This window comes from Pseudomonas sp. URMO17WK12:I7 (assembly GCF_003269045.1).
In the GTDB taxonomy this organism is placed as follows: Bacteria; Pseudomonadota; Gammaproteobacteria; order Pseudomonadales; family Pseudomonadaceae; genus Aquipseudomonas; species Aquipseudomonas putida_J.
This window is the reverse complement of record NZ_QLTL01000017.1, coordinates 46,566-72,272: the sequence shown is the minus strand read 5'-3', so window position 1 is coordinate 72,272 and position 25,707 is coordinate 46,566. Positions and strand designations below refer to the sequence as shown.

Annotated in this window: 33 protein-coding genes and 4 pseudogenes; 21 read left to right on the top strand and 16 right to left on the bottom strand. The window is 61.5% G+C overall.

What is annotated here, in order from left to right; all coding sequences use genetic code 11:
* Positions 1-43 precede the first annotated feature (43 nt).
* Positions 44-358 (top strand): hypothetical protein, encoded by a 315-nt coding sequence (locus tag H040_RS22145; protein ID WP_027919192.1) that lies wholly within the window; start codon positions 44-46, stop codon positions 356-358.
* Between the two features lie 33 nt (positions 359-391).
* On the opposite strand, the gene H040_RS27525 is transcribed toward H040_RS22145, so the two are convergent.
* The gene (locus H040_RS27525; protein WP_177326702.1) at positions 392-538 is read right to left on the bottom strand and encodes a hypothetical protein; all 147 of its coding nucleotides are present in this window, start codon (positions 536-538) and stop codon (positions 392-394) included.
* Between the two features lie 221 nt (positions 539-759).
* On the opposite strand from H040_RS27525, the gene H040_RS27855 reads away from it, so the two are divergent.
* A complete protein-coding gene (locus tag H040_RS27855; protein ID WP_079228286.1) occupies positions 760-996 on the top strand; it encodes a hypothetical protein in 237 nt (78 codons plus the stop codon).
* On the opposite strand, the gene H040_RS22135 is transcribed toward H040_RS27855, so the two are convergent.
* The 4 genes from H040_RS22135 to H040_RS22125 all read right to left on the bottom strand — a co-directional run bounded on the left by H040_RS22135 (position 921) and on the right by H040_RS22125 (position 2,779).
* Positions 921-1,844 (bottom strand): hypothetical protein, encoded by a 924-nt coding sequence (locus tag H040_RS22135; RefSeq protein ID WP_027919191.1) that lies wholly within the window; start codon positions 1,842-1,844, stop codon positions 921-923. The genes H040_RS27855 and H040_RS22135 overlap by 76 nt on opposite strands.
* Positions 1,841-2,038 carry a hypothetical protein gene (locus H040_RS22130; RefSeq protein WP_033696247.1) on the bottom strand — a complete coding sequence of 66 codons (198 nt, stop codon included), beginning with the start codon at positions 2,036-2,038 and terminating at the stop codon, positions 1,841-1,843. Before H040_RS22130 ends, H040_RS22135 begins: the two co-directional genes overlap by 4 nt.
* 95 nt (positions 2,039-2,133) lie before the next feature.
* The gene (locus H040_RS27970; protein WP_335740029.1) at positions 2,134-2,304 is read right to left on the bottom strand and encodes a hypothetical protein; all 171 of its coding nucleotides are present in this window, start codon (positions 2,302-2,304) and stop codon (positions 2,134-2,136) included.
* Between the two features lie 208 nt (positions 2,305-2,512).
* Positions 2,513-2,779, bottom strand: coding sequence for a hypothetical protein (locus H040_RS22125; RefSeq protein WP_027919190.1), 267 nt, complete (start codon positions 2,777-2,779; stop codon positions 2,513-2,515).
* Positions 2,780-3,175: 396 nt separating this feature from the next.
* Here H040_RS22125 and H040_RS22120 point away from each other — a divergent pair, with 396 nt between their 5' ends.
* A complete protein-coding gene (locus tag H040_RS22120) occupies positions 3,176-3,832 on the top strand; it encodes a Bax inhibitor-1 family protein (protein WP_027919189.1) in 657 nt (218 codons plus the stop codon).
* A 140-nt stretch (positions 3,833-3,972) separates the two neighbouring features.
* Here H040_RS22120 and H040_RS22115 read toward each other — a convergent pair whose 3' ends face one another.
* The 3 genes and pseudogenes from H040_RS22115 to H040_RS22100 form a co-directional block, all read right to left on the bottom strand.
* The gene (locus tag H040_RS22115; RefSeq protein ID WP_027919188.1) at positions 3,973-4,260 is read right to left on the bottom strand and encodes a hypothetical protein; all 288 of its coding nucleotides are present in this window, start codon (positions 4,258-4,260) and stop codon (positions 3,973-3,975) included.
* Between the two features lie 542 nt (positions 4,261-4,802).
* Positions 4,803-5,087: a hypothetical protein gene (locus H040_RS27850; protein ID WP_081784295.1), complete on the bottom strand. Its 285-nt coding sequence runs from the start codon at positions 5,085-5,087 to the stop codon at positions 4,803-4,805.
* 361 nt (positions 5,088-5,448) lie between these two features.
* Positions 5,449-5,610 (bottom strand): annotated as a pseudogene (locus H040_RS22100) (integrase); the annotation flags it as partial.
* Positions 5,611-5,648: 38 nt separating this feature from the next.
* Between H040_RS22100 and H040_RS27845 the strand changes: the two are divergent.
* Both H040_RS27845 and H040_RS22095 read left to right on the top strand, forming a co-directional pair.
* Positions 5,649-5,864 (top strand): hypothetical protein, encoded by a 216-nt coding sequence (locus tag H040_RS27845; protein ID WP_256208076.1) that lies wholly within the window; start codon positions 5,649-5,651, stop codon positions 5,862-5,864.
* A 39-nt stretch (positions 5,865-5,903) separates the two neighbouring features.
* A complete protein-coding gene (locus tag H040_RS22095; RefSeq protein WP_256208075.1) occupies positions 5,904-6,728 on the top strand; it encodes an amidohydrolase family protein in 825 nt (274 codons plus the stop codon).
* A gap of 126 nt (positions 6,729-6,854) precedes the next feature.
* On the opposite strand, the gene H040_RS22090 is transcribed toward H040_RS22095, so the two are convergent.
* The 4 genes from H040_RS22090 to H040_RS22075 all read right to left on the bottom strand — a co-directional run bounded on the left by H040_RS22090 (position 6,855) and on the right by H040_RS22075 (position 9,294).
* Positions 6,855-7,310 (bottom strand): methyltransferase family protein, encoded by a 456-nt coding sequence (locus H040_RS22090; protein ID WP_027919186.1) that lies wholly within the window; start codon positions 7,308-7,310, stop codon positions 6,855-6,857.
* A 94-nt stretch (positions 7,311-7,404) separates the two neighbouring features.
* Positions 7,405-8,112: an anti-sigma factor gene (locus H040_RS22085; RefSeq protein ID WP_027919185.1), complete on the bottom strand. Its 708-nt coding sequence runs from the start codon at positions 8,110-8,112 to the stop codon at positions 7,405-7,407.
* On the bottom strand, positions 8,109-8,657 hold the full coding sequence (locus tag H040_RS22080; RefSeq protein WP_027919184.1) for a sigma-70 family RNA polymerase sigma factor: 549 nt from the start codon (positions 8,655-8,657) through the stop codon (positions 8,109-8,111). Before H040_RS22080 ends, H040_RS22085 begins: the two co-directional genes overlap by 4 nt.
* 109 nt (positions 8,658-8,766) lie before the next feature.
* Complete coding sequence (locus tag H040_RS22075; RefSeq protein ID WP_027919183.1) at positions 8,767-9,294, bottom strand: DUF3455 domain-containing protein; 528 nt, start codon at positions 9,292-9,294, stop codon at positions 8,767-8,769.
* Positions 9,295-9,392: 98 nt separating this feature from the next.
* Between H040_RS22075 and H040_RS27965 the strand changes: the two are divergent.
* The 5 genes and pseudogenes from H040_RS27965 to H040_RS22055 form a co-directional block, all read left to right on the top strand.
* Positions 9,393-9,709, top strand: a pseudogene (locus H040_RS27965) (hypothetical protein); the annotation flags it as partial.
* 81 nt (positions 9,710-9,790) lie between these two features.
* Positions 9,791-9,940: a hypothetical protein gene (locus H040_RS27370; protein WP_155954354.1), complete on the top strand. Its 150-nt coding sequence runs from the start codon at positions 9,791-9,793 to the stop codon at positions 9,938-9,940.
* Positions 9,913-10,260 (top strand): annotated as a pseudogene (locus tag H040_RS22065) (site-specific integrase); the annotation flags it as partial. The gene H040_RS27370 and the pseudogene H040_RS22065, both read left to right, overlap by 28 nt.
* Before the next feature lie 20 nt (positions 10,261-10,280).
* Positions 10,281-11,867 (top strand): ABC-F family ATPase, encoded by a 1,587-nt coding sequence (locus tag H040_RS22060; RefSeq protein WP_027919182.1) that lies wholly within the window; start codon positions 10,281-10,283, stop codon positions 11,865-11,867.
* Between the two features lie 188 nt (positions 11,868-12,055).
* Positions 12,056-13,249, top strand: a complete 1,194-nt coding sequence (locus H040_RS22055; RefSeq protein WP_027919181.1) for an MFS transporter — start codon at positions 12,056-12,058, stop codon at positions 13,247-13,249.
* Here H040_RS22055 and H040_RS22050 read toward each other — a convergent pair.
* Together H040_RS22050 and H040_RS22045 are read right to left on the bottom strand one after the other, a co-directional pair.
* Positions 13,220-14,254 (bottom strand): alpha/beta hydrolase family protein, encoded by a 1,035-nt coding sequence (locus tag H040_RS22050; RefSeq protein ID WP_027919180.1) that lies wholly within the window; start codon positions 14,252-14,254, stop codon positions 13,220-13,222. The two genes, H040_RS22055 and H040_RS22050, sit on opposite strands and share 30 nt — an antisense overlap.
* A gap of 132 nt (positions 14,255-14,386) precedes the next feature.
* A complete protein-coding gene (locus H040_RS22045) occupies positions 14,387-14,998 on the bottom strand; it encodes an FMN-dependent NADH-azoreductase (RefSeq protein ID WP_027919179.1) in 612 nt (203 codons plus the stop codon).
* A 185-nt stretch (positions 14,999-15,183) separates the two neighbouring features.
* On the opposite strand from H040_RS22045, the gene H040_RS22040 reads away from it, so the two are divergent.
* From H040_RS22040 to H040_RS22025, 4 genes are all read left to right on the top strand, one after another.
* A complete protein-coding gene (locus H040_RS22040) occupies positions 15,184-15,978 on the top strand; it encodes an AraC family transcriptional regulator (protein WP_027919178.1) in 795 nt (264 codons plus the stop codon).
* 78 nt (positions 15,979-16,056) lie between these two features.
* Positions 16,057-17,016 (top strand): quinone oxidoreductase family protein, encoded by a 960-nt coding sequence (locus H040_RS22035; protein WP_027919177.1) that lies wholly within the window; start codon positions 16,057-16,059, stop codon positions 17,014-17,016.
* Between the two features lie 110 nt (positions 17,017-17,126).
* Positions 17,127-18,050 (top strand): LysR substrate-binding domain-containing protein, encoded by a 924-nt coding sequence (locus tag H040_RS22030; protein WP_027919176.1) that lies wholly within the window; start codon positions 17,127-17,129, stop codon positions 18,048-18,050.
* Positions 18,051-18,061: 11 nt separating this feature from the next.
* Positions 18,062-18,421, top strand: coding sequence for an MmcQ/YjbR family DNA-binding protein (locus H040_RS22025; protein ID WP_027919175.1), 360 nt, complete (start codon positions 18,062-18,064; stop codon positions 18,419-18,421).
* On the opposite strand, the gene H040_RS22020 is transcribed toward H040_RS22025, so the two are convergent.
* Together H040_RS22020 and H040_RS22015 are read right to left on the bottom strand one after the other, a co-directional pair.
* Positions 18,422-18,850: a DUF1294 domain-containing protein gene (locus H040_RS22020; protein ID WP_027919174.1), complete on the bottom strand. Its 429-nt coding sequence runs from the start codon at positions 18,848-18,850 to the stop codon at positions 18,422-18,424.
* A gap of 1 nt (position 18,851) precedes the next feature.
* Positions 18,852-19,682 carry an undecaprenyl-diphosphate phosphatase gene (locus H040_RS22015; protein ID WP_112312903.1) on the bottom strand — a complete coding sequence of 277 codons (831 nt, stop codon included), beginning with the start codon at positions 19,680-19,682 and terminating at the stop codon, positions 18,852-18,854.
* A gap of 259 nt (positions 19,683-19,941) precedes the next feature.
* Here H040_RS22015 and H040_RS28205 point away from each other — a divergent pair.
* The 7 genes and pseudogenes from H040_RS28205 to H040_RS21985 form a co-directional block, all read left to right on the top strand.
* Positions 19,942-20,742: pseudogene (locus H040_RS28205) on the top strand (cache domain-containing protein); the annotation flags it as partial.
* A 132-nt stretch (positions 20,743-20,874) separates the two neighbouring features.
* On the top strand, positions 20,875-21,615 hold the full coding sequence (locus H040_RS28200) for a methyl-accepting chemotaxis protein (protein ID WP_442966512.1): 741 nt from the start codon (positions 20,875-20,877) through the stop codon (positions 21,613-21,615).
* Between the two features lie 122 nt (positions 21,616-21,737).
* Positions 21,738-22,304 carry a nicotinamide riboside transporter PnuC gene (pnuC, locus tag H040_RS22005; protein WP_027919322.1) on the top strand — a complete coding sequence of 189 codons (567 nt, stop codon included), beginning with the start codon at positions 21,738-21,740 and terminating at the stop codon, positions 22,302-22,304.
* Complete coding sequence (locus H040_RS22000) at positions 22,301-22,852, top strand: AAA family ATPase (RefSeq protein WP_027919321.1); 552 nt, start codon at positions 22,301-22,303, stop codon at positions 22,850-22,852. The genes pnuC and H040_RS22000 overlap by 4 nt, the downstream gene beginning before the upstream one ends.
* A gap of 297 nt (positions 22,853-23,149) precedes the next feature.
* Positions 23,150-23,581, top strand: coding sequence for a hypothetical protein (locus H040_RS21995; RefSeq protein WP_027919320.1), 432 nt, complete (start codon positions 23,150-23,152; stop codon positions 23,579-23,581).
* Position 23,582: 1 nt separating this feature from the next.
* Positions 23,583-24,161 (top strand): hypothetical protein, encoded by a 579-nt coding sequence (locus tag H040_RS21990; RefSeq protein ID WP_027919319.1) that lies wholly within the window; start codon positions 23,583-23,585, stop codon positions 24,159-24,161.
* 52 nt (positions 24,162-24,213) lie between these two features.
* Complete coding sequence (locus H040_RS21985) at positions 24,214-25,701, top strand: hypothetical protein (RefSeq protein WP_027919318.1); 1,488 nt, start codon at positions 24,214-24,216, stop codon at positions 25,699-25,701.
* Positions 25,702-25,707: the final 6 nt, after the last annotated feature.

Genomic DNA, 25,707 nt, shown 5'->3' with positions numbered 1-25,707 from the left:
ATTCTCATGCGTATCCACCCGGCGCAACCTTCAGGAGAAACCCATGGTGTGGTGGTTGGAAATACTCGCCCAATTCGTGACTTCCACCGGCTTGGCGGTGTTCAGCATCTTTGTGTTCTGGGCTTGTACATTGACGTTCAGCAGGGCCTACATCAAGTTGCTGTCTGCAGCGCTGGCGGTGGTATTGCTGGGCATTGCCGCGTTTCCGCATGGGGCGAGCTTTGCCGTCAATCAACAAGCGCAACTGCGCGATGGCATCGAGTTCCTGTTGCTGGTCGCGGACGCGCTGGGTGTGATCAGTGCCGTGCTGATTGCTTCGTTCTTCTTCAGCCCTGGGCGGATGCTCGATGAAGCATGACGCCCAGGCCTGGGAAGTCAGTGCTGCCTTGCCTCAGTAGCGACGATAGTCCTGGTGCCCGCCACGATCGTCATCGTAGTAATGCCGATGATGATGGCCTCCATCGTGCCAGTACGGCCAGCAGCCACTGAGCAACAACAACCCTGACAACACGACAACCCAAGCAGTCTTGCGTTTCATGAACATATCTCCGACCAGGCGAAGCGGGACATTGCATACGTTGGACTGCGCAAAGATGGGAGGTTCTGGGTGGGGGCAAGCCGCTGATCTTTTTTCATGAAGACAGCCGCCTGCTTGGAAGAGCCATTTGGCTGTCCACCCAACCAGGGTGGATGAAAAACCAGATAACAGACCGCTTTCAGCGGTAGTACCGTCAGGTCATCGGTGCCAAGGAGAGATCAATGAGCATTCGCAGCCTGGCTAAAAACCTTCCTGCAGACCCTGACAATGAGGGCTGGGTACTTGGCTGGGGTGTGCTGCGAGACGTGCATCCCTGGCACTTTGTCGACGTCTATGCAGACCAGAAGACCGCCAGGGCCGAGGCACAGCGCCGCGGAAACGGCTACGTCGTGGAGTTTGGCTCGCATCGGCTCGGCTCGGATGAGTTTGTCTGCGGGGTAGAGCCGCCGGAAGGCTGACAAGTTGATGACCTGGCTGCAAGCGCCTGAGCGATCCTGCGTGATATCAGCATGGCCCCTTCGCCTTGCGGGATCAGGTGATCGAAATCGCCAAAATGGCCAGGGAGAAATTCGGCTGCGCTGTAGAGATCGAGAATGTCCATGGTGAAATCCGGGCACAGGGTCCCCATCAACTGCTGAAGCTCGAAGACTCCGCGGAACAGAAAGGTCGAGTCAGCGCCAGCATGCAAGCGGTATTCGATGTGCATTGGCGGGATGACCACGATGACCCGATGCTTCAGCTCAGCCGCCAACAGCAACAGTTTTGCCAGGTACTGGTTACCGTCTTCACGGGCATTGAGGCGCATATGGTCGGCGACTCGCTGTGCTGCGCCATGACTCGCCGGCATGAACGCTTTTTGCTGGTCGGGCAGGAAACCGGCCACACCGCAGTGGGTACTGCCCACGGACGCCAGCCGCCCCTGCAACTGCGCCGCGATCTGCGCCAGCTGAGGATCTTCGTAGCTCAACCCCAGCTGGAAGATCTCGTTCATCAGCGGTGCCAAGGTCTTCTCACTGGGCGACTGCTCCAACAGATTGCCCGGTGAAAACAGAGAGTAAAAAACAATCACGGAATCGAGATTCGGGACCTGGCTCACCGCGTGCTCATAAAGCGCGAGGGCATGGCGGAAATCCTGAGACCGGCTGCACAGGTTGAACGACCCAGGGCAGTAGGTCGGGTCGAAAGCAAAATCGCCATGCGACGAACCCAGGGCGATGCTGGTCAGCCGGTGCCGGTCCTGCTGCAACATGGCCCGTTTGGCAGCGTAATATTCGATCAACGCGGGAAACGGATTGGAGTCGCTCATTCATTGCCACCCGATGTGGCAGATTTCTTGATCTGGCCTACGCCTTTGGCCTTGTTCTTTCCTGTGCAAGAAACCTCAGGCGGGCCACCCGGGCTGATCGAAAGCGAGCCGGTCACCCCACTGCCTTTGTCCTCGAAACACTGGTCGTTGAACTTCTTCAACACGGCGCAAGCAAAATACTCAGAAAAATCCATTTCAGCTGGTGTCCATTGAGTTGATTGAATTGTACATCAGCACGCTGACAAGGTTACTGCTCATTCCAGCCCTCAAGCGCCGGCAGCCTCCATCATCACTTTGCGGTTCGCTCCTTTTTCCACTGAACCTTGGAAACACCCTCAGGGGAACCGGTGACGCCGGATGCAACCTGCTGAATGTGGCCGCCATGCTGAAGGAAGATTTCGATTTGCTCACAGAGGCGTTCGTGGGCTTTGTGGGCCGCGCTGGGATACGTCTGGTACATGTTGGCGTCTCGGCAATGAGCCACTGAAAGACAGTCACCCGAAAAGCCACTATACACCCTGTATTTGACCTCTCGGGATGTGGCAATCCGAAACCCTGTAGTAAGCGACCAAAGGGGGCCAGGGCGCATGATTGCGAACTGCTACGGCATGCCCCACAGAAACCGATTGTCATGGCAAACAAACGCCTGAACTGACAAGCAGCCGCGCTCAAGCCTTTGGCAGGTAATAATGAGGGTACAGCGCCATGTCGCGCTCCAGCTTTTCAGCGTCATCCACTCGCTTGCGAACCTCGGCATAGAATCGCTGGCTTTGGTTCTGAAAATGTCTGAAATTCTGGTCAGCTATCTCAGTGGCCCCACTCAGTGCCTGGCCCGTCAGTCCTTCGGCCAGTCGCTGCGACGAGATGTACCTCTGCCAACAGGCCTCGACCTGCAACAGCCCTTGCGCGAAAACGTCAGTGTCGATAGTCGCCATTGGTGCACCCTCTGTGAGCCTTTCAGGGCCCGTCGGTGTGGATCGCCAGAGCGACGATAGCGTGAAGAAGCTCGCTCAAAACCAGCTTCGGCCTGGAGTGTAGCCTATCTCGGAGCAGGCCCACGGTCGCATTGCCTCAACCGCAAGGCTGTTAGCCAGCAAAAGGTGAGGATCATGCGATTGCGGCCCGGTGAGGACAATCTCCGGGTGCCCGGCTGCTTGTGGGCCTCCGGACGCTGCACGTCCCTGACGGACCATAGCCCTACGGTAATCATCCTGTCGCTTCAATACTGATGATGCAATGTGCCATCATGGTCGACCACCGACAACGATAACGTGCCCGACGCCCATCGGCTCTGTCGTGGCATGGACATTCAGCCAAGGAAAGCCCAATACATGCTTGAAAACGATACCTTCAGCCGAGTCGGCACCAACCACCAGATCTCGGCCAACACTTACAATCTCATACTTGGTGCTGTGCTGCTGTGGGGTTTTGCGGTGAACTGGTATTTGGTCACCACGGTACCGGCCGAAGTCATGCTGGCCATTCCCCTGATACTGTTCGTTGTTGGCTACTTCGTCCTGGCGATGTCCGGCATCGCCATCATCTTCCGCTCGCAGGAGCCGATGTACAGCTTCCTGGGCTACAACCTGATCGTGGTGCCGATCGGACTGCTGCTGGTGGTGGTACTGCCCGAATACTCGCACGAGCACATTGTCCAGGCGGTGCAAACGACCATCCTGCTCACCGCGGGGATGATGATACTGGGGACTGTGTTCCCGGCATTCTTCCAACGGATCGAGTCGTCACTGTTCATCGCCCTGGTGGTGTCGATCGTCGTGGAACTGGGCCAGGCATTGTTGTTCGGCACCCACCTGGCGGCCATGGACTACATCGTCGCCGCGATTTTCTGCGGCTACATCGGCGTAGATTGGGGGCGTGCCAACCAGATCGAGCGCACCGTCGACAACGCGATTGACAGTGCCGCTGCGCTGTACCTGGACATCATTAACCTGTTCCTGCGCATTCTGCGGATCATGTCCAAAAAGTAACGAACGCCCAGCATCAGGCTGCAGGATACGCCCCTGGTCTGATGCCAGGGACGATCGAGGGCGGCTTGACACGTGCCGGGCGTACCGGATGTGGGCCTGACGGCGGTTTTTCGATGCTGCCCACCTGCGACTTACGGGCCCTACGCTTTCACCTGGCAAATGCCATTGGCCCGGTTCCTTCCGGTATAGGAAACGCTCGGAGCGCCGTCAGGGTTGATCGACAGCGAAATGGTCACTCCGCTGGCCTTGGCTTCGAAGTAGTTGTCGTTGACCTTCTTCAGCTTGCCCTCTTTGCCATTGATGTAGATCGGGCCGCCCTTGTCCGCGTGGACTTCAATCTTCCCCGGGCATGTTGCGTTCAGCATGGGAATCTCAGCCTGAGCCGCGCCTGACGCTGCCAGCAAAGCCATCAGCAGTAATTGCTTCATCTCATGTTCCTTGAGTGGATTGACCGAGGATGAAGCAATAGCTCAGGTCGATGCTGCACGCCAGCACCCTCCCCCACAAACGAAAACGCCGCCCATATCGGCGGCGTTAGGCATAGAGCTGTATCAAAGCTTGAAGCCCTTGGTCTTGCTGAGATCAGTTGGACCGCTCATATTCCATCCGAACTGCCAGTACAACTTTCCTTCGATGGGATGCGCGTACTGGTCGCCCTATCATGAGCTTGACGTTGCTGAAGAGTGGGCGTCCACCCTGAAAGCGGCCAAGGCCAGCTACTAAGAGCGCTTCGGCTCCCCCTAGCCCAGGGCCGCGCCGACAAGAAGCGCGGCCTGCCCCTCCGGCGTTGCCCGCCAGCGCCTTCCCCCATCAACGATGATGGAGAGGGCGATTACGCGCAGCGCCACATGATCCCATGGGGCACGATCAAGTGTATTTACAGCGAGGTTGTGAAGGACCTCGCTCTCCAGTCGCAGGTTGCACTGAAACGGGAACCCTGACAGTAGTACAACCTTACTACAGCCAGCTGTTACACCTCTCCAGTAGGGGCATACTGATCAGCAACTCGACGCGCTCGACCAATCCCCCAGGCCAACGACCGGTACATCGATTCGCCTGGCCTGGAATCGTAAGCCTCTTCATGCAGTGCCATGCCGGAGTGTGCGTAGACGCCTAGAAAAAGTTGGCTGCCGCCGGTGCGGGAAAGTCTCACCTGGACATCGATGAGGGTGCCGTCGTGTAGCGTTTCTTCGTGGGATTGATGGTGAAGTGTAGGGTCTGACCAACCCCAGTAAACGCCGCCTCGTCTGCGCATAGTGCTCTCCTCCACCGCCGGTGGCTTGTTGGTGAAACCAGGACGGGCAGGCCACTCATTTGTAATTAGGCCTATCCAACTAGCTTGACCACCGCTCACGGAGAAAAGCTCCATTTTTTTAACCCCTCTCCCCCTCTATTCACTGCCGCGATATAGCGGCCAAGTGGCTAGCTGCAGACGCCATTCCCAGACTAGGTGCCTACACCCAGATGCGGCTGGACAGCCGAGACAGGCCCAGCGGATGGCGACACTTCGACGCATGGCCTCCAAATCGGCACACCCGGAGCGCCCTTTTGTGTTCCAACCGAGCAAAGGTGGGCTGGGCAGTCGTTCGGGGTGTCTACCAAACCAGGGACAATTCAAGGTGCTCTGAAGCGTGTAGCCGGCTTGGGAAAAGACAATCCTCGCTGTACAGATGGGCTTGATGTATCCAGGCCTGTAGGGCCAGTCGAGTTTGCTCTGTAATCTCAAACTGCACGGGACGCTGAGTTTTCTGCTGCATCAGAACCACTCTGCTAAGGACGTGCACCATGTCGACACACACCGCACGGCAAAGTGCTTGTGGCTGGGTTTGTCGAAGGCCACCTGCACCTGGAAAAAGCCAACGTGATGCAGCGCAAGGCCAACCGTTCCGGCACCTTGAAGGAAGCGATCGCTGTCACCGCCGAACTGAAGCCCACACTGACCCGTGAGGATATCCGCGAACGTTCGATCCAGGTGCTGCGCGCACTGGTTCAGTGCCGGTACCACGCATGTGCGTGCCCATGCCGAGTTTGACCCGCCCAAGGCTTCACCGGGCTCGAAGTGGTGCTGGAGTTGCGCGAGCAATTCCGCGAGGTGATCGACATCCAGGTCGTGGCGTTTCCGCAAGAAGGCATTCTCACGCTGCCTGGCATGCAGGCCATGATGGCCCAGGCAATGGAGGTGGGGGCCGATGTGGTGGGCGGCATTCCCTACAACGACGTGTCGCCGCTGGAGCACATAGATTTCGTCTTTGACTTGGCCAAGCGCTACGGCAAAGACATCGACTTGCACCAGGACTTCGCCGATGACGCCGAGCATATGACCATCGAGTACGTGGCACGTCGAACCATTGCCGAAGGCTACCAAGGGCGCGTCTGCGTTGGGCATCTGACCAGCCTGGCCGCCGCCTCGCCAGCGCGACGGGCACAGGTGATTGCGTTGCTACGTGAGGCCGACATCAGCGTGATGTGCCTGCCCGCCACCGACCTGCACCTGGGGGCTCGGGGTGACAGTCACAATGTCAGACGCACCTTGACACCGGTGCGTGCACTGCGCGACGGCGGTGTCACGGTTTGCCTGGCCACCAACAACATCCGCAATGCATTCACACCGTATGGCACTGGCGACCTGTTACACATTGCGCAACTGGCCATTCCCGCCTGCCACTTGGGCGGCGCGGATGATCAGGCCACCGTGTTGTCGATGCTCACGACAAACCCTGCCAAAGCCATGGGGTTGAAACGCCACGGTTTGGCGGTGGGCAATGATGCCGACCTGGTGATGGTCGATTGCCGGGCTGTGGCCGATGTCATTCTCGACCTGCCGACACGGCTGATGGTGCTCAAGCGCGGCAAGGTGGTTGCAACGGCTGAGCATCGTAGGTCAGTCGCATTTTGAGGCCATCTTGAAGAATTCGTAATCAAGCGGGCTCATTTATCCCCGTGGAGAAGATCACTGGCTGCGTCTCAGGAAGATGGCATTGGATCGAGAGCGGCCACTGGCAAGATGGTAGACGTTTCGTTTCTACAGCCAACGCCTGACCTGTTTGCAGTATTGCGCAAACTCACTCCCGAAAAGGCTGGCAAGGGCCCGCTCCTCCGGCCCGATCTGGAAGCGGTTCATGTAGATCACAAAGCCCAGCACGCCCAGCAGCGCTGGCGGCCAGGCGAGAAAGATCGACCAGGCTATCAGCACTGTGGCGAAGCCTAAGTACATGGGGTTGCGTGTGTACCTGTAAACGCCCGAACGGACCAGGGCCGAAGCTGTTTCAGGCTTCAGCGGGTTGACCGTGGTACGTGCGTGACGGAAGGAAAGCACGCCGGCAAGGCAAACCGCTGCGCCTGCCAGCAATACCACCAGCGCCAGGCCAATGCGCCATTCGATAGTCAGCTCCAGTGTTCCCGGTAAGTGTCGAGCTGCGAACCACGCCAACAGACCGAACAGGGTAGCGACCAGCGGCGGAGGAATACGGTTGTCCATGATGAATGCCTGGTAGAGAGAAACTGGCTACCAGCGTGAGGGTTGTAGCCACTTCAGGGTCAAGCCGCTTGTGCACGATGGAGACCGCAGGGGCTCATATGACTTTCACCGCGCGGCCAATGAACTTCACCGGGCCCGTTGGCGCACCGGTCGGGGAGCCGCCCGCTTTCTCAAGGGTCAGCTCGAACAGCTGATTCGGCTCAAGCGCAGGCAAGCGCCTCAGCGGCACGCGGTACTGTTCGCCCGGTTTGACCAACCCCAGCGAAACAGGTGCGCGCCACTGCTCGCCCTTGGTCCAGAACTGCAAGGTCATGCCTTCGGGCACATCGTCCACGCCAAGCGGGATCAGTTCGATCATGCTCGCATCGTTGGCTTGCACTACCCACCCCGGGGCCTGCCCCGACGGCGCTACCAGCACCACCATATAGGTGGTCACAGGCGGAGCCTTGGTCAACAGCGCCAAGGCCAGAAGCAAGCTCGCGGCCAACCCCGCAGCGCTCAAGCCCTGCCAGAGTCCAAGCCGCTGCCACCAGCCAGCGCGTGGTTGCCCGGACGGTTGAGCCTCTTCAAGGCTGCGCTCGATCCGGCCCCACAAGCGGTGGCTTGGCGTGATGGGTTCAGCCTGCGTGGTCAGTTCGAGCAGGCGGGCCTCCCAGGCATCCACTGCGGCGCGTACGGCCGGCTCCGATTTCAACCGGTCCTGCATGGCAGCACGCTGCTCGCCACTCAAGGTACCTAGCACGTACTCGGCTGCTAGGTCGTCCAGGTCTTCGGCGCTGTCATCACCTGGGGTACGCTTCATGTCATGCACTCCCGCAGGGCCTTCAGGCTTCGCTTGATCCATGCCTTCACGGTGCCTAGCGGCGCACCCAGCAGCGCTGCGATTTCGGCATTGCTGCAACCGTCCACATACGCATGCAGGATGCAACGCTGGGGGGCGGGTTGCAGTTGCTCAAGGCAGCGATAGATTTTCGCCGAGCCTGACCACAGTTGCAGGTCGTCCAGCTCCGGGGCCAGGGTTACAGCCGCGATCATGCCAGGCTCGTCCAGGTCGGTTTCCCAGCGGCCGTCACGCACCAAGTTCAGCGCCAGGTGACGGGTAATGCTGTAGACCCAGCCCCGGGCTGAACCGCGCGATGGGTCATAGCTGGCAGCACGTGTCCAGATACGCACAAAGGCATCGTGAACGATGTCCTCCGCGCTCGCCTGGTCGCGCGCGATGCGCCGTGCGACGCCCAGCAAACGTGCCCCCTCATGCTCATAGAGCGCCTGCAAGGCGCGGCGGTCTCCTTGGGCGCAAGCGGCAAGACAGCCCTCGAAATCAAATGGAACAACGGGCGAATTCAAAATGGGGTAGTTCCTTCATCATGAAACCTGGACGGTGCCCTGCCTTACAGGCCTGGGGCACGTCCAGCAGCGTAGATGATCAATCGCTGGCCTGCCGCTCAAGCCCTCGTCACTTGGCCGACCAGAACACGTAGTCCGCCTGGTACTTGACTACTTGTTGCGCGCCTTTGCTCTGCGCCGTGCAGTCCATGGCAGGCGCTACGCCACCGCGCGTCGCCAGCCGCTGGATGTAGCTGACCCCTTGCATCGCGCCCTTGCCCTCGGCAGGGTTGGCCTTGACCAGTTGATACGGGATATCGCCTTTGGCCGCCGGGGCGACGGCAAGCTGGGTGCCGGTCACTTTCGAACCGTCCTTGGCCTGCCAGGTGGCCGGAGGACCAAAATAGTCACCTACAGGCTTGCCGCTGCGATCGTTGAGCACCGCCTTGGGACCGACGAAAACCCATTCGGTCTGGCCTGGCGCATTGGCCTTGTCGCGGCATTGGTAGGTGATCTCACCGACACCAACGGTTTCCAGCATGATGGCGTGGCCGTCGGGAACCTTGACTGCGTCCGGGACGCCCGACTGGGCATGGGCGGGTGCAGACGCAAGTACAAGGCAGGCGGCGAGCAGGGAGAAAGCGGGCTTGATGATCATGGGGCGAGCTCCGTGGGGGTCATGGGTCAGGCAATCACCGACTGCCTGATAACAACTACCCATTGGGTGCCGTTCTGGATGCACTGGCGCAAAGATATTTTTGCGTGCGCCAGGTCGTCGACGCCGTTTGCGATATCCCGCACCGGTGGACCATCTACCTCAGCGTGCTTTGTCGGACAGAGTTCGGCGAGCGGTACAACAAGTCGATCGAGGTCGCACCGCAAGGCAACTACCGCGCCGAGCCCTGACCGACGTGATCGAGGCGACCTACACAGAGCTGCCGGCCACGGCCAACCCTAATCACCTGGTGGCGGCCGGCTGGATCGCCATCCCCACCGACACAACGCTCGACGAGGCAGAGGCCGCCAAGATCTTTGCCGCTGTCGGCGCCTGGAACCAGCAGAAAGCAGCATGAAACGCATCACCGCACGCGTCTGGCACGGCCAGCGCCAGCAACACATCAATCTGCCGCCCAGCGGCTTGGGAGGTATCCGCCATGGCGAAGACGCCAGCCCAACGCAAGAAGGATCAGCGCGAGCGCGACAAGCTGTCTGCCGAGGAGCGGGAGGCACTGCTTCTGTCACGCCGCATTGTCACGGACCTCTATCACAACACTGACAACGCGCTTATGGGAAGGGAGCGGTGACCGAAACGCCGTACCTATTCCCGCCGTCGAAGAACGCTGAGTATGTAAAACAGACGTCTGACCTGCACAAACAGTGGGTGCCGGTGCTGAACGATTTGGGGATCAGACGTCGCCCCCCATACAACTGCCGCCATACCTATGCGACAATATGCTTAATGTCCGGCCTCAACCCCGCATTTATCGCCCAACAGCTGGGTCACAGCGTTCAGATGCTGCTGTCGACGTATGCCCGTTGGCTCAACTCAAGCTCCGACTGGAGCGAGCTGGAAAAACTCAAGATTGGTATCAAATCGGTATCAGCTGAAAATCCAGCGTCGTAAGTTACTGATAGGTAAGCCCTTTGATCTCCACCGCCAACATCACCATGCAGTTCGGCTCCAAGCCGCTGTTCGAAAACGTTTCGGTCAAATTCAACAACGGCAACCGCTACGGCCTGATCGGTGCCAATGGTTGCGGCAAGTCGACCTTCATGAAGATCCTCGGCGGCGACCTGGAGCCGTCCGGCGGCCAGGTCATGCTCGAGCCGAACACGCGCTTGGGTAAACTGCGCCAGGACCAGTTCGCCTACGAAGAATTCACCGTGATCGACACCGTGATCATGGGCCACGGCCAGCTGTGGAAGGTCAAGGCCGAGCGCGACCGTATCTACTCGCTGCCGGAAATGACCGAGGAAGACGGCATGGCCGTCGCCGAGCTGGAAACCGAGTTCGCCGAAATGGACGGCTATACCGCCGAATCCCGCGCGGGAGAACTGCTGCTGGGCCTGGGTATTCCGCTGGAGCAGCACTTTGGCCCGATGAGCGAAGTGGCGCCGGGCTGGAAGCTGCGGGTGCTGCTGGCCCAGGCGTTGTTCTCGGACCCGGACGTGCTGCTGCTCGACGAACCGACCAACCACCTGGACATCAACACCATCCGCTGGCTGGAAACCATTCTCACGGCGCGTAACAGCACCATGATCATCATTTCCCACGACCGGCACTTCCTCAACAGCGTGTGCACGCACATGGCTGACCTGGACTACGGTGAGCTGCGCCTGTTCCCAGGCAACTACGACGAGTACATGACCGCGGCCACCCAGTCGCGCGAGCAGCTGCTGTCGGACAACGCCAAGAAGAAAGCCCAGATCGCCGAACTGCAGACTTTCGTCAGCCGCTTCTCGGCCAACGCCTCCAAGGCCAAGCAGGCGACTTCGCGCGCCAAGCAGATCGACAAGATCCAGCTGGCCGAGGTCAAGCCTTCGAGCCGTGTCAGCCCGTTCATTCGTTTTGAACAGACCAAGAAGCTGCACCGCCAGGCGGTGGTCGTCGAGAAGATGGCCAAAGCCTTTGATGACAAGGTGCTGTTCAAGAACTTCGACATCACCGTCGAAGCAGGCGAGCGCGTCGCGATCATCGGCCCCAACGGTATCGGCAAGACCACCCTGCTGCGCACCTTGGTCGGCGAGATGACCCCGGATGCAGGTTCGGTGAAGTGGACCGACAGCGCCGAAGTGGGCTACTACGCCCAAGACCACGCCCACGATTTCGAAGACGACATGACCCTGTTCGACTGGATGGGCCAGTGGACCAGCGGTGAACAGGTCATCCGCGGCACCTTGGGGCGCATGCTGTTCTCCAACGACGAGATCCTCAAGTCGGTGAAGGTGATTTCCGGTGGTGAGCAAGGCCGCATGCTGTTCGGCAAGCTGATTCTGCAAAAGCCGAACGTGCTGGTGATGGACGAACCGACCAACCACCTGGACATGGAATCGATCGAAGCGCTTAACCTGGCGCTGGAAAACTACCCGGGCACCCTGCTGTTCGTCAGCCATGACCGCGAGTTCGTGTCGTCGCTGGCAACCCGCATCATCGAGCTGAGCGCTGATGGTGTGGTGGACTTCAGCGGGACGTACGACGATTACCTGCGTAGCCAGGGCGTCGTGGTCTGAGGTAGTTGACCTGGCCTGGCCGCCTTGTGGTGGCTGGGCCGCCCCCTTTGCGGGCAAGCCCGCGAAGAATCCACCGCCCACTCCACGGGCAACCACTCTGCGACGAATAATTCGTTAGCCTGCTTTCAATTCCTTCGCGCAGCGGCCATGATTACGGCACGCCCAACCGCCCGCCCGCGAAAGAGCCCATGACCGCGCAACAGCCCGCCCCCGCCAGCAGTACCTTCAGCATCACCCTGCAGATCCTGTCGATCGTCTTCTACACCTTCATTGCCTTCCTCTGTATCGGCCTGCCGATCGCGGTGCTGCCCAGCTATGTGCACGACCAGCTGGGCTTTGGTGCCGTGATTGCCGGGGTGACCATTGGCCTGCAATACCTCGCCACCCTGCTCAGCCGCCCCTTTGCCGGGCGTGTAGCAGATACCTTGGGGGGCAAGCAGGCGATTCGCTATGGCCTGTTTGGCATCGCCGGTTGTGGGGTGCTGACGCTGCTTTCGGCCTGGTCGCTGCAGGTGCCGCTGCTGAGCCTGGCACTGCTGCTCGGCGGCCGTGTACTGCTGGGGCTGGCCCAAGGGCTGATTGGCGTCGCGACCTTGAGCTGGGGCATCAGCCAGGTCGGCCCTGAACACACGGCACGGGTGATCTCGTGGAATGGCATTGCCTCGTACGGCGCCATCGCCATCGGTGCGCCAGTCGGTGTGTTGGCGGTCGCTGGACTGGACTTCAGCGTGCTCGGCCCTTCCCTGCTGGTGCTGGCGGTGCTGGCCTTGCTGGTGTTGCGCAAGCGCCCGGATGTGGTGGTGACGCGCGGCGAGCGGCTGCCATTCTGGTCGGCGTTCGGCCGCGTCGCACCTTGTGGTCTGGGGCTGACCCTGGCATCCATCGGCTACGGCACCCTGACCACCTTCGTCACACTTTATTATCTGGAACGCGGCTGGGTCGGTGCAGCGTGGTGCCTGAGTGCCTTCGGCCTGTGCTTCATCATTTCGCGGCTGTTGTTCGTCAACGCGGTCAACCGCTTCGGTGGCTACAACGTGGCCATGGCCTGCATGGCCACCGAAGTACTCGGCCTGAGCCTGCTGTGGCTGGCACCCTCGCCGCCCTGGGCGCTGGTCGGTGCAGGGCTGACGGGCTTTGGCCTGTCGCTGGTGTACCCGGCACTGGGTGTCGAGGCAATCAAGCAGGTGCCGAGCAGCAGCCGCGGCGCGGGGCTGGGGGCTTATGCTGTGTTCTTCGACATGGCGCTGGCCATCGCCGGCCCGGTGATGGGCGCGGTGGCGGTGCACCTGGGCTATGCCTCGATCTTCGGCGTCGCTGCCCTGCTGGCCTTGGCCGGGGTCGGCCTGACGCTGCTACTGGCGCGGCGCGGACGTCGCGGCTGAACGCTCGGCCGGCTCTGGTGCGCCCAGGGCCTGGGTGAAGAAGGCGGCCGTGTCGCGCTGCAGCGAATGGTGGATGTGGCGCCGGTCGACGCCGTCGGCGTCCCTGCACAGGGCCGGCATACGCGCATGCTGCTCTTCGTCACAGCGGGCCATGAACACGAAGTGCCCTGCCCCGGCCAGCAAACGGTAGTCCGGGGTGATCGGCAGCTTGCGCGCCAACTCCTCGGCGTTGCGGTCCACCGCCACCAGTTGGTCGCTGTCGCCGCTGTAGATCAGCGCGGGCACCTTCACGCCGGCCAGGGCATGGCGGCCGAACATCAGGCTCAGGGGTGCCATCAGCATCACCGCACCTACCCGTGCGTCAGCCTTGGGCGCCAGTTCGCTGCGGTCGGCAATCAGCACGCCGTGGGTCTTGCAGGCATCGGCGTCGCCCGGGCGCTCCAGGCAATAACGGCGCAGGCGATCCAGGTCGGGCTGGGCGCCGGACAAGATGAGTGCGGTTTCACCGCCGGCCGAATAACCGATCACACCGACCTTGCCGTCATTCAGATAAGGGCCAAGCAGCGTGTCCTCTCGGGCGGCGGTAATCGCCTCGCTGACCTGCAACGGCCGACCATAAAGATTGCTCAGCGTGCCCAGCCGGCTGTGGTCACGGGCGTTGTCACCCGGGTGCACGACCGCTACCACAACAAAGCCCTGGCGGGCCAGGGAGGTGGCCAGGTAATGCAGTGCCAGCGGGCTGCCGGTGTTGCCGTGGGACAGCACCAACAGCGGAAACTGCCCGAGCGCTACCGGGGCCTCTTCGGCGACGTCGATGGGGTAGCCGTCGATGCGGATATTGCGCGGTGTGCCGTGTGATGGGTAGAACGCCAAAGCCTGCATCGGCCTGGCATCGACCGGGTCGTCGAGGGTCATGTGGTGCAGCCCGGCCACCCAGGGCGCAGCCTCAGCCTGGGCCAACAGGCCGCCGAGCAGCAATGCCAGCAAACAGCGGGGAGTGTTCATCGGTCAGCTATCGCGCAACGAGCACCAGAATAGCGTCAGCATAGAACCGCTGCGGCCGCCGGCAGATGAAAACTGAATGAAAAAAACCGGCTGGCGCACGGGGCACCAGCCGGTTTTTTTGCCGCCAGGCAATCAGGCCGCGGCGAACAGCTCGTTGGCAATCTGAGCCTGGGCGGCATCGATGGCCTGGGTACGCTGTTCCGGGCCATAGGCCAGGCCGTGGGCGCGGACCACGTCCAAGTCGGTGATGCCGATGAAGCCGAGGAATACCTTGAGGAAGTCCTCATGGCCAACGCCGGTCGGCTGGCCTGCGTGCAGGCCACCGGCGGTGGAAACCAGTACCACTTTCTTGTCGCCGCACAGGCCTTCCGGGCCGGCTTCGGTGTAACGGAAGGTCTTGCCGGCTACGGCAACGCGGTCGATCCAGGCCTTGAGCTGGGTCGGCACGCTGAAGTTGTACATCGGCGCACCAATCACCACGGCGTCGGCGGCGAGGAATTCTTCCAGGGTTTCGGCGCTCAGCTTGGCTTCGAATGCCTGTGCGGCGTCGCGGGCTTCTTCCGGAGTACCGGCTGCCACCAGGGTGGCGGACGAGAAGTGGGCGATGGCGTCGGCGGCCAGGTCACGGTAAACCACTTCGATGCTCGGGTCTGCGGCTTTCCAGGCATCGACCACTTCGCGGCTCAGTTGGCGAGAGGCGGAATTGTCGCCCAGGATGCTCGAATCGATATGCAACAGTTTCATGGGACTCTCCAGTGAGTGAAGACCGCGGCGGTGGGCGATCACGATGGGGGTCATCCTACCGGGGTGTCGAATGGCTGATAAGTCGGTAAAAATGCGTTAGTTCGTCCCACTGGTGGGACAACCGATAAAAATTGATCCGTGTATAGTCACGCCCACAACGCTCTACCTTCCCGGAAATACCCGTCATGGCCGTCGCCACTCCACCTGACCTCGCCAGTGCGCAACACCCGATCCAACCACTGGCCCGTACCTACCCACGAGGCCTGGTAATCGAGCCCCACCTGCATGATTGGGGGCAGTTGCTGTATGCCGAAAGCGGCGTCATGTGGGTCGACACGCCAAGAGCAGCCCTGCTGGTACCGCCCCATCGAGCCGTCTGGATCCCCCCGCAGCTCCATCACGGCATTCGTGTGGTGTCCGACCTCGAGATGCGCAACATCTACCTGCGCGAAGAGCTGGCCATCCGCATCGGCAGCGAGCTCTCGGTCGTGGAAGTCAGCCCATTGCTGCGCGAACTGATCAGGCGCAGGGTCAGCCTGGGGCCTGAAAACGACGAAAGCTACCGGGATGCGCTGGAGGGTTTGCTGGTGATCGAACTGCGGCGCGCCCGCAGCGCATCGCTGCAGGTGCCCATGCCTGCCAATGGCGATCGACGGTTGCGCAGCCTGTGCGAAAACGTCTTGCGCACGCCCTCGCTGGACATGTCGTTCGAACAGCATGCCCAGGCCATCGGCGCCAGCACCCGAACATTGGCCCGGCTGTTCAACGTGGAACTTGGCCTGGGCTTCACCGAGTGGCGACGCCAGGTACAACTCGCCTACGCGTCTGCGCGGTTGCTCGATGGCGCCGCAGTGAGTGCGGTCGCTGACGAACTGGGCTTCAACCTGGGCAGCTTCAGCGAGATGTTCCGGCGCTCGGTAGGGATCGCACCTTCCGTCTACGCCACCCACCATCTGCAGCGTTCAAGCCAGACTGTCTGATACGCGTAACTATCTGGCAGGCACGTCAAAACGGCCCCCCTTAAGCTGGGACGCATCATCCACTTGAGGTAACGCATCATGAAGGCTCTGCAGTTCACGGCTACCGGCAGCATCGACCACCTGGCGCTGGTCGATCTACCTACCCCCGTTGCCGCTGCCGATGAGGTTCTGGTCCGGGTCAAGGCTGCAGGCCTCAATCCCAGCGATGTGAAGAATGTCCTTGGGCGCTTCCCCTACACCACGCTGCCTCGCGTCCCTGGGCGGGACTTCGCCGGCATTGTCGAGCAGGGCCCGGCTGACATGATCGGCCAGGCCATATGGGGTACGGGCAGAGGCCCTGGCTTCCTGCGCGATGGCTCCCATGCCGAGTTCCTCACCCTGCCGGCAAGCGGCGTGGCATTGAAGCCGAACAGCCTGTCGTTCGCCCAGGCGGCGGCTATCGGCGTACCGTTCACCACCGCCTACGACGCGGTCGAGCGCACCGGCATCAAGGCGGGTACGACCTTCCTCGTCATAGGTGCAAATGGCGCCGTAGGCACGGCGGCGCTGGCCCTGGCGAAAGTCCGTGGGGCACGGGTACTGGCCGCCGTGCGCAGGCCAGAGCAGGCCGCGGCCCTTGAAGCCAAGGGCTACCCGGCGATCGTCCTCGGTTCTGCTGAATCGTTGGGCGCACAGGTGGCTGAAGTGTTCCCGGGCGGTGCTCAAGTGGTGTTCGATACCACCGGGTTCTGGCTGCCGGCATCGGTATCCGCGCTGGCCAATTTCGGGCGTATCGCGATCATTGCCGCCCCCGTGGACGGCATGGTCAATTTCCCGGCACTGGCGCTGTACCGCAAGGGTGGCGTGCTGGTGGGCGTGAACTCCCTGCTGTATGACACCACCCAGTGCGCGGCAATGCTCAACGACTTCGGCCATTATTTCGACGAGGGTTCATTGCCGGCACCAGAAGGTGTTCGGGAAGTCGCGCTGGTTGATGGCATCGCCGAATACAAGGCGGTTGAAGGGGGGAGCAGCGACAAGACCGTGCTGATTCCCTGACACCCACTGCAGACCCGCCGGATCACTTCCCGCGGGTCGTTTACCCTTGCACACCAGCACACATCGGACTCAGGCATAATGGCGCCCTATTCCCCTAAGGTCGGTCGAAAGTGCCCATTGGTGATCCCCGCAATTTGAGTGACCTCTTCTATTTCGCAAAGGTCGTGGAAGCCGGTGGTTTCGCTGCGGCAGGTCGCCTGCTCGGCATTCCGAAATCAAGGTTGTCCAGACGTATTGCAGAGCTGGAGGAGCGGCTTGGCGCCCGCCTGCTTCAGCGAACCACGCGTAAGTTGCAACTCACCGCACTGGGCGAACGCTATCTGCGCCACTGCCAGGCGATGCTGCTCGAGGCAGAACAAGCCGATGAAGTGATCGCCAGCGCCACCAGCGAGCCACGCGGCCCACTGCGGGTAAGCAGCCCTATCGGCCTGGCCAATCAGTTTCTCAATCCCCTGGTGCGGGACTTCCTTACGCGATACCCGCACGTCCAGCTTGAGCTGCTGCTGGTCAATCGCCGCGTCGACCTTATCAATGAGGGGATCGATGTCGCACTTCGCGTGCGCGAAGCAGAGGACGAAGAACCCAACCTGGTCACCAAGCGATTGCGCGAGGCCCGCACGGAAGTTGTAGCATCACCCGAATTCAAGGCGACTCACCTCGTCGCACACCCCAAAGAGCTGACGGCGCTGCCTTTCCTGGGTGCACTGGACGCCGATCGGCTCGCCAGAATGCGCGTGTTCAACGAAGCCGGCGAGCGCTGCGAAATCGCCATGCCGGCCCGCCTGGGTGTGGAAGATTTTGTCATGCGCAAGGAGGCGGCGATGGCCGGCCTGGGCTTCACGGTGTTGCCGTTGATGCATTGTGAAAGCGAGCTTGCCAGCGGGGCGCTGGTGCGCATGCTGCCCGACTGGCGCTGCGCGCCTGCCTGGCTCCAGGCGGTCTACCCGCACCGGCGTGGTGTTTTGCCGGCTGTCCGGGCCTGGCTGGATCACCTTGAGCATGCATTCGATCTTTGTGCTGACCGGCCCCTGTAAAGGAGAACGTCATGTCCAGGCAGAAAATGACCGAAGAGCAGGTGGCAGCGTTCTGCCTGAGCCTGCCAGGTGCGCGGGAAGACTACAAATGGGGCGGCATCCGGGTATTTTCCGTGGCCGGCAACAAGATGTTCGCAGTGCTCGACCTGGCTGGGGCGGGGTTGTCGTTCAAGGTCGCCGACGAACTGTTTCTGGGCTACTGCGACCGCCCTGGCGTGCGGCCGGCGCCTTATCTGGCCCGTGCCAAATGGATCAGCATGGAGCCGCCCTACCCCATGGGCCGGGATGAACTGTGCGACCTGCTGCAGCGCTCGCACCAGCTGGTGGTGCGGCGGCTGCCGAAACGGCTGCAGGCAGGCCTGCTGAGCTGATCAGTTGAACGGCAGGAACCGGCCGCCCAGGAACAGGTAGTCAAGCCAGAACACCTGGTGCAGCAGCACGATGCCCCAAAACACCAGCTGGTAAGACAATTTGCGTGTCTTGTGCCGCAACAGCTGCTGAGCGACCAGCGCGCCGGGCCAGCCCCCCAGCAACTCGCTGGCATGCAGCACCTTTTCTGGCGTGCGCCAGGCATTGCCCTGGGCCTGACGCTTGTCGTGCCAGTACAACAGCAGGCTGATCAGGCTGACCAAGGGGTACAACGCCAGCGGCACCCAGGTCTGCCCGCTCCAGCCCATCTGCGCCGCACCTAGTCCCGGCAACAGGCACAGCACACCCAGCAGCACCAATTTCAGGCGCGCATTGCGCACGCCTTCTGTACGTTCTGCGCCGCGTGGCGCCGCCCCCTGTGCGCGCGCCATGTCAGCTGTGCGCCGTCGACCAGTCGACCCAGCCGAACTGCCAGGTCGCCAGAATCAGCAGACCAAAGACGATGCGGTACCAGGCAAAAGCCGCGTAGCTGTGGTTGGCAATGAACTTCAGCAGCGCGCGCACGGCGATCATGGCGAAGATGAACGAGGTCACGAAACCGATGGCAAATACCGGCAGGTCGCTTGGCTCGAACAGGTGGCGGTACTTGTAGCCCGAATACACCGCCGCACCGACCATGGTCGGCATCGCCAGGAAGAACGAGAACTCGGTGGCTGCCTTGCGCGACAGGCCGAACAGCAGGCCGCCGATGATGGTGGAGCCAGAGCGCGAGGTACCCGGGATCATCGCCAGGCACTGTACGAAACCGATCTTCAGGGCATGGGTCCAGCGCATGTCGTCGACATGGTCGACCGCCACGGTGTGCTGGCGACGCTCGGCCCAGAGCATGATCACGCCACCGATCACCAGCGCCGTGGCCACGGTGATCGGGTTGAACAGGTATTCGTGAATCAGGTCGGCGAACAGCACGCCCAGGACCACCGCCGGCATGAACGCCAGCAACAGGTTACCGGTAAAGCGCCGTGCCTTCGGCTGGCTGGCCAGGCCGAACACTACTTCAAGGATCTTGCCGCGAAACTCCCACACGACCGCCATGATTGCCGCCAGCTGAATGATGATGTTGAACGCCATGGCCCGTTCGCCACCAAAGCCGATCAGGTCGGCAACGATGATCTGGTGGCCGGTACTGGAAATCGGCAGAAACTCTGTGAGCCCCTCGACCACACCTAAGATGATTGCCTGGAAGGCAGTCCAAAAATCCATTATTCCCCCGATGAAGCACTGCTGCTGCAGGCCCCTTATTCTTGGTTTGCTTGTGATTGCCGCACGCGGCGCGGCCTTTTTACAGCGACTTCTGGGACCGGCGCCAGTGGAAAAGTTCAGCCTGGCTAAAGGTTTCATCCAACACGGCCGAGATCCTATCAAAGCGGCATGGCAAAGGCTCGTGCGGCCTGTGGCAGAGTAGCCAATTACTAGCACTTAGCCATTAGTCGAGTGCCTGCCGCCTGCAAAGCGTGCTTGGATGCACGTGAATAAAAAGAACAATGCAGGAGTGGATTCGATGAAGGCATTGCGGTCGATGTCGATCAGCAGGCGTCTGTGGCTGATTCTGGTGGTTGCGGTGGGCATGCTGGTGGTGCTCGGCCTGTTGATGCTGCGCCAGATCCATGGCGACCTGTACCACGCCAAGGCGGAAAAGACCCGCCACGTGGTGCAGACCGCCGCTGGCGTGCTGGCCTACTACCACGGCCTGGAGGCTGCCGGCACGCTCAGCCGCGAGGACGCGCAGCAGCAGGCGCTGCAAGTGGTGCAGGCGCTGCGCTACGACCAGAACGACTATTTCTGGATCAACGACCTGGGGCCGAAGATGATCATGCATCCGGCCAACCCCAAGCTCGACGGCCAGGACCTTTCCGCGATCCGCGACCCGGACGGCTTCGCCGTGTTCAACGAGATGGTTGCCCTCGCCCGCAGCCAGGGCGCCGGCCCGGTCAACTACCGCTGGCCCAAGCCGGGCGCCAGCGAGCCGGTGGCCAAGACCTCCTATATCCAGCTATTCAAGCCCTGGGGCTGGATCATCGGCTCTGGCGTCTACGTCGACGATGTGCAGGCCGAATTCGCCCGCCAGCTACGTGATGCCTCGCTGCTCGGCCTGGCCATCGCCGTACTGATGGCCCTCGTGGTCATGCTCATCGCCCGCAGCATTGCCCGCCCCCTGCAGGAAGCCGTGCAGGCCATGGGCAATATCGCCAGCGGCGAAAGCGACCTGACCCGTCGCCTGGACACCCACGGCCGCGACGAGATCACCCACCTGGGCCAGCACTTCAACCAGTTCAACGGCAAGCTGCAGGGGGTGGTCGGCCAACTCCAGGGCGCCGCCCATGCCCTGGCGCAGTCGGCCGGGCACGTCGGCGACAATGCTGGCGCCGCACAGCAGCACAGCGCGCGGCAGTCGATGCAGATGGACCAAGTGGCAACAGCCGTCAACGAAGTCACCTATGCCGTGCAGGATGTGGCCAAGACGGCCGAACAGGCCGCCGGTGAGATGCGCGCCGCGCAACAGCAAGTGGAGCATGGCCAGCAGGCCATCCACGGCAGCCTGCAGCAGATCGACCGCCTCTCGGCAACCATCGAGCAGGCCGTGCAGGTGGTCCGTGATCTGGCCGGGCACAGCACGAAGATTGGCGGGGTGCTTGAGGTGATCCGCGCCATCGCCGAGCAGACCAACCTGCTCGCCCTCAACGCCGCCATCGAGGCCGCACGCGCTGGCGAACAGGGCCGTGGCTTTGCTGTCGTCGCCGACGAGGTACGCCTGCTGGCGCAACGCACCGCGCAGTCGACTGCCGAAATCAACACCATGATCGAGCACCTGCAAGGCCAGTCCGATGCGGCTGTCAAAGCCATCGACACCAGCAGCGAGGCCTCGCGCCAGACTGTGCAACAAGCCCGCGAGGCCGGTTCCAGCCTGGATGCCATCAGCCAGGCGCTGCACAACCTCACCGCCCTTAACGCCTCGATCGCCAGCGCCACCTTGCAGCAGTCGCACGTGGTCGAGGAAATCAACCGCAATGTGCTGGACACCGCGGGGCTTTCGCAGCAGACCGCCGATGCTGCGCGCCAGTCAAGCGACGCCGGCGTGGCCCTGGGGCAACTGAGCGAGGAGCTGGAACAACTGCTGCGCCAGTTCCGGGTCTGAACCGGGTGTGATCAGCAGCCCGTGCGCCGCCAGCCCGGCGAATGGGCTGGCGCCGCTCGCGCGCTACACCTCCTGCCCCGCACAAGCTACAATCGCCGCCCTTTGCCAACCAAGGATCGCCGATGTCCGGCCTTGAACTCATCGCCGCCGTGCTCGGCGTCACCGCCGTGTGGCTCACCGTCAAACAGAACGCCTGGTGCTGGCCGATCGGCCTGGTCATGGTGCTTATCTATGGCTGGCTGTTCTACGAGGTGAAGCTTTACTCGGGCATGTTGCTGCAGCTGGCCTACGCCGTACTGCAGGTATATGGCTGGTGGCAGTGGAAGCGCCCGGACCGGGTCGAAGACGCTCGCCAGGTCTCACGCCTGCCAACCCGGTCGATGTTCGGCGGGTTGGCGGCTGGGCTGGTGCTGAGCGCGGCGCTAGGGGCAGCGATGGCCGGCTGGACCGATGCTGCCCTGCCCTGGCTGGATGCCACGTTGACCGGCTTCAGCCTGGTCGCGCAACTGTGGATGGCGCATAAGCGTGTGCAATGCTGGCCGCTCTGGGTCGTGGTGGATGTGGTCTATGTTGGCCAATACCTGCACCAGCAGCTGTATTTCACGGCCGGCTTCTTTGCCGTGTTGACCCTGATCGCGGTGCGCGGCTGGCTGGAATGGCGCCGTGACCCAGCTTTGGTGCAAGCATGAAGGTCCTTGTCCTGTGCGGCCCGGAATCCAGCGGCAAGAGCTGGCTCAGCGGTGAAATCCAGGCGCATTTCGGCGGTATCGTGGTAGGTGAGTACGTGCGCCATTTCATCGACCAGGAATGCCGCGACACCTGCTATGCCGATGTGCCCACCATCGCCCGCGGCCAGCTGGCCTGGGAAGACCAGGCTCGCCAGCAGGCACCTGAACTGCTGATCCTCGATACCCATCTGCTCAGCAACATACTGTGGAGCCGCGCCCTGTTCGACGCTTGCCCGCCCTGGCTGGAACAGGCTTTGCTTGCCCGTCGTTACGACCTGCACCTGCTGCTCAGCCCGCAAGGGGTGGGCTGGGTCGCCGATGGCCAGCGCAGCCAGCCAGATATTGCCGACCGCCAGGTGTTTTTCGACGACAGCCACCAGTGGCTGAAGAACCATGGGCAAATCATGCGGGTCATCGAGGGTGACTGGCCGCAACGCAGCGCAACCGCCCTGCTTGCGGTACAGCAACTGTTGGAAGGGAAAACCCCCTACTGCCCCACCGAGTGTTAACCCCATGACACACCCGGGTGAAGCCAAGCCCCAGTATCTGCGGGCTTCCAGCCATTTGTGGTGGCAGTGTCAAGGTTGTGAGACATTCGTGGAAAAGCCCCTTCGAGCACCGCAAATGCCGGGCCAAACGCCGAATCACTGAAAATTTGTCTCAGCCCTGATACAGCAAATTCACAATTAATTCAGGCAATTCGCTCAACCCTCTGATTTATAACAACTATCAAAAACCGGCACGGCTTTCGCTCTCCTCTTTCGCAACGCTGAACAAGACCAGCGCTCGAAGAAGGAGTAGCCGTCATGGGGAAACTGGATAGAGGCATTTTTAGCCTGCTGCTGGTCGGTTGTGCACTGGGATCGGCGCTACCGGTACAGGCCGACAACGGCATCATCGTGATCACCCGGGATGTTCAGCCAAGAATGGCGATTCGCGCGCCCCTGGCGCCGGACCCCAACCCCACCACTGCCAATGCCAACCCTTCCGCATACGTCATCAAGCAAACCAACGAATTGAGTGATGGCGATTTTGCCAGCATCACCAGCGGCACCGGCATTTCTTCGCTGATCACCCAGCAGACCGACAACCTTGGCGGCGCCATCGGCAACCAGACGCAGCTGGCGAACCAGGCTGCCGGCCGTGGCACAGGTTCGGGCAGCGGCATTGCCAACATGGTCAACTCGAGCGTCCAGCGCGGTCTTGCCCCCCTGCAGATCCTCACGGGAGGTAAATGAGATGAGGCAGACGCTGTTTATCCTGGCGCTGTTGAGCAGTGCCTCGGCGCTGGCGCAATCGCCGGTTCCGGTGATCAACGACGCCAACATCGACAGTTCCGGCGCACAGTACCAAGGCAACTTCAGCGTCAACCAGGCCGCTGGCGATGGCCAGCAACAAGCCAACGCCCGGGCCATCGCCACGGGCCACGAGGCGGCTGCAACCACGCAGATCCGCCAACGCCAGCAATCCATCGTCGACCCCAACATGGGCGCCACTGCCAGTATCCAGGGCAGTGCGTTCAGCCATGGCAGCGGCGCACTGGGCGTCAACCAGAGTGCAGGCGCGGCGACCCAGCAGGCCAACGCCCTGCGCATCAGCATCAGTACACAACCGCAAAGCATCGATGACAGCGTCCTTCTGCAACAGAACGTGGCGCTGATCAACAGCTCCGATCCATCTGATACCTCACCCGGCTATCGCCATGTCACCACTGGTGACCAGGCATTCACCGGTAGCCGCGGGGTCATCCAGCTGAATCAGAGCGCCGGGGTGGGCAACCAGACGGCAAACACCCTGAGCGTACGGGTCGCGAACTGACCCTGCAGGTACCAGGTAAGAACAACACTTAACCTAAAGACGGAGAAACACCATGAAACCCTCGATGGCAATCAAGCCTCTGGTTTTCGCAATTGCTGCGGTCATGGCTGTTGCTGCACAAGCGGATCAGAACAATCGTCGCGGTCACGACAATCACAACAACCACACACCACCGGCACGCGCGGTGATGACCGATGCCACTGCCAACGCAAATGATGGGCAGAGAAGCACCGGTAACACCATCAACAATCAAGGCACCATCAACGAAGCCGAGATGAGCAGCTCCGGCACTGGCGCCAGTGGCAACGTGGGCGTCAACGTGGCGGCAGGTAACGGTAACCAGCAGGCCAACGCCTCGGCTATCGCCAATACCTCGTCCGATAACGCGGCGATCGATAACAGCTTCGTCTTTGGCACCTCCACTGCCACGGCCGAGATTACCCAGCGCAGCAACAACAACAAGGTCAACAACTGGTCGACCCAAAGCTCCGCCGTCATGAGCGGCTCTGCCGAAGGCAGCAGCGGCAACGTGGGTATCAACATTGCTGGCGGCGATCTCAACCAGCAGAAAAACAGCATGGCCATCGCCAACAACGCAGCAGCTATCGGTAATTCCACCGCTACTGCTTCGGCCAATCAGAACGGCCCTGGCCTTGAGGTGAACAACGCTGCCGACCGCACCTACCGGGTCGACACGCTGACCTTCACCACCTCCTCGAGCGGTTCGGCCTCGCGCAGCGGCGCATTCGACGCCAGCGTCGACAAGAGCTCCAGCTCGAGCTACAGCGCATCGGGTAGCAACAGCAGCAGCGCCAGCGGCAGCAAAAGCAGCAGCGCCAGCGGTTCGACCAGCATGACCGCCAGCGGCTCCAACAGCAGCAACTCCAGTGGCAGCAACAGCATGAGCGCCAGTGGTTCGAACAACTACGCTGCCAACGGAAGCGCCAGCAACAACCACAGCTCCTCGTCCAATACCACGGTTAGCGCATCGCTCGATGCCAGCGCCAATGGCAGCGCATCGTCGTCGCAAACCTTCGGCAACTTCACTCGCTCGCGCAGCAACGACTTCGATGCATCGCTCAGCGCTTCGCTGGATGCATCGGTCGACAAGTCGCATGAGTCGGCCAGCAACTCGTCGTTCGACAAGTCGCTGAGCTCGTCCTTCGACAGGGCCCGTGACTCTTCGTATGACCGTAGCCATGACTCGTCCTATGACAAGGCTCGCGACACGTCCTACGAGAAGGCCAACGAATCGGCATGGGAAAAAGCCAATGCCTCGGCCTACGACAAAGCCGGCGAAAAAGCTTCGCAATCGTCGGACAGCATCTCGAAGAGCTTCAGCGAGTCTAGCGAGTATGCCCTGAGCAACACCGTGTCGTTCCAAGTGCTGACCCCGACCGGCTGGGCCAACCCTGTGACCAACACCGCCACCCTGAGTGGCTCGGTGAACGGTGGCAGCGGCAACCTGGGCGTGAACGTGGCGGCAGGTGTGGGCAACCAGCAAAGCAACTCGCTGGCCATCTCCAACACCTCGATGTAACTGCTG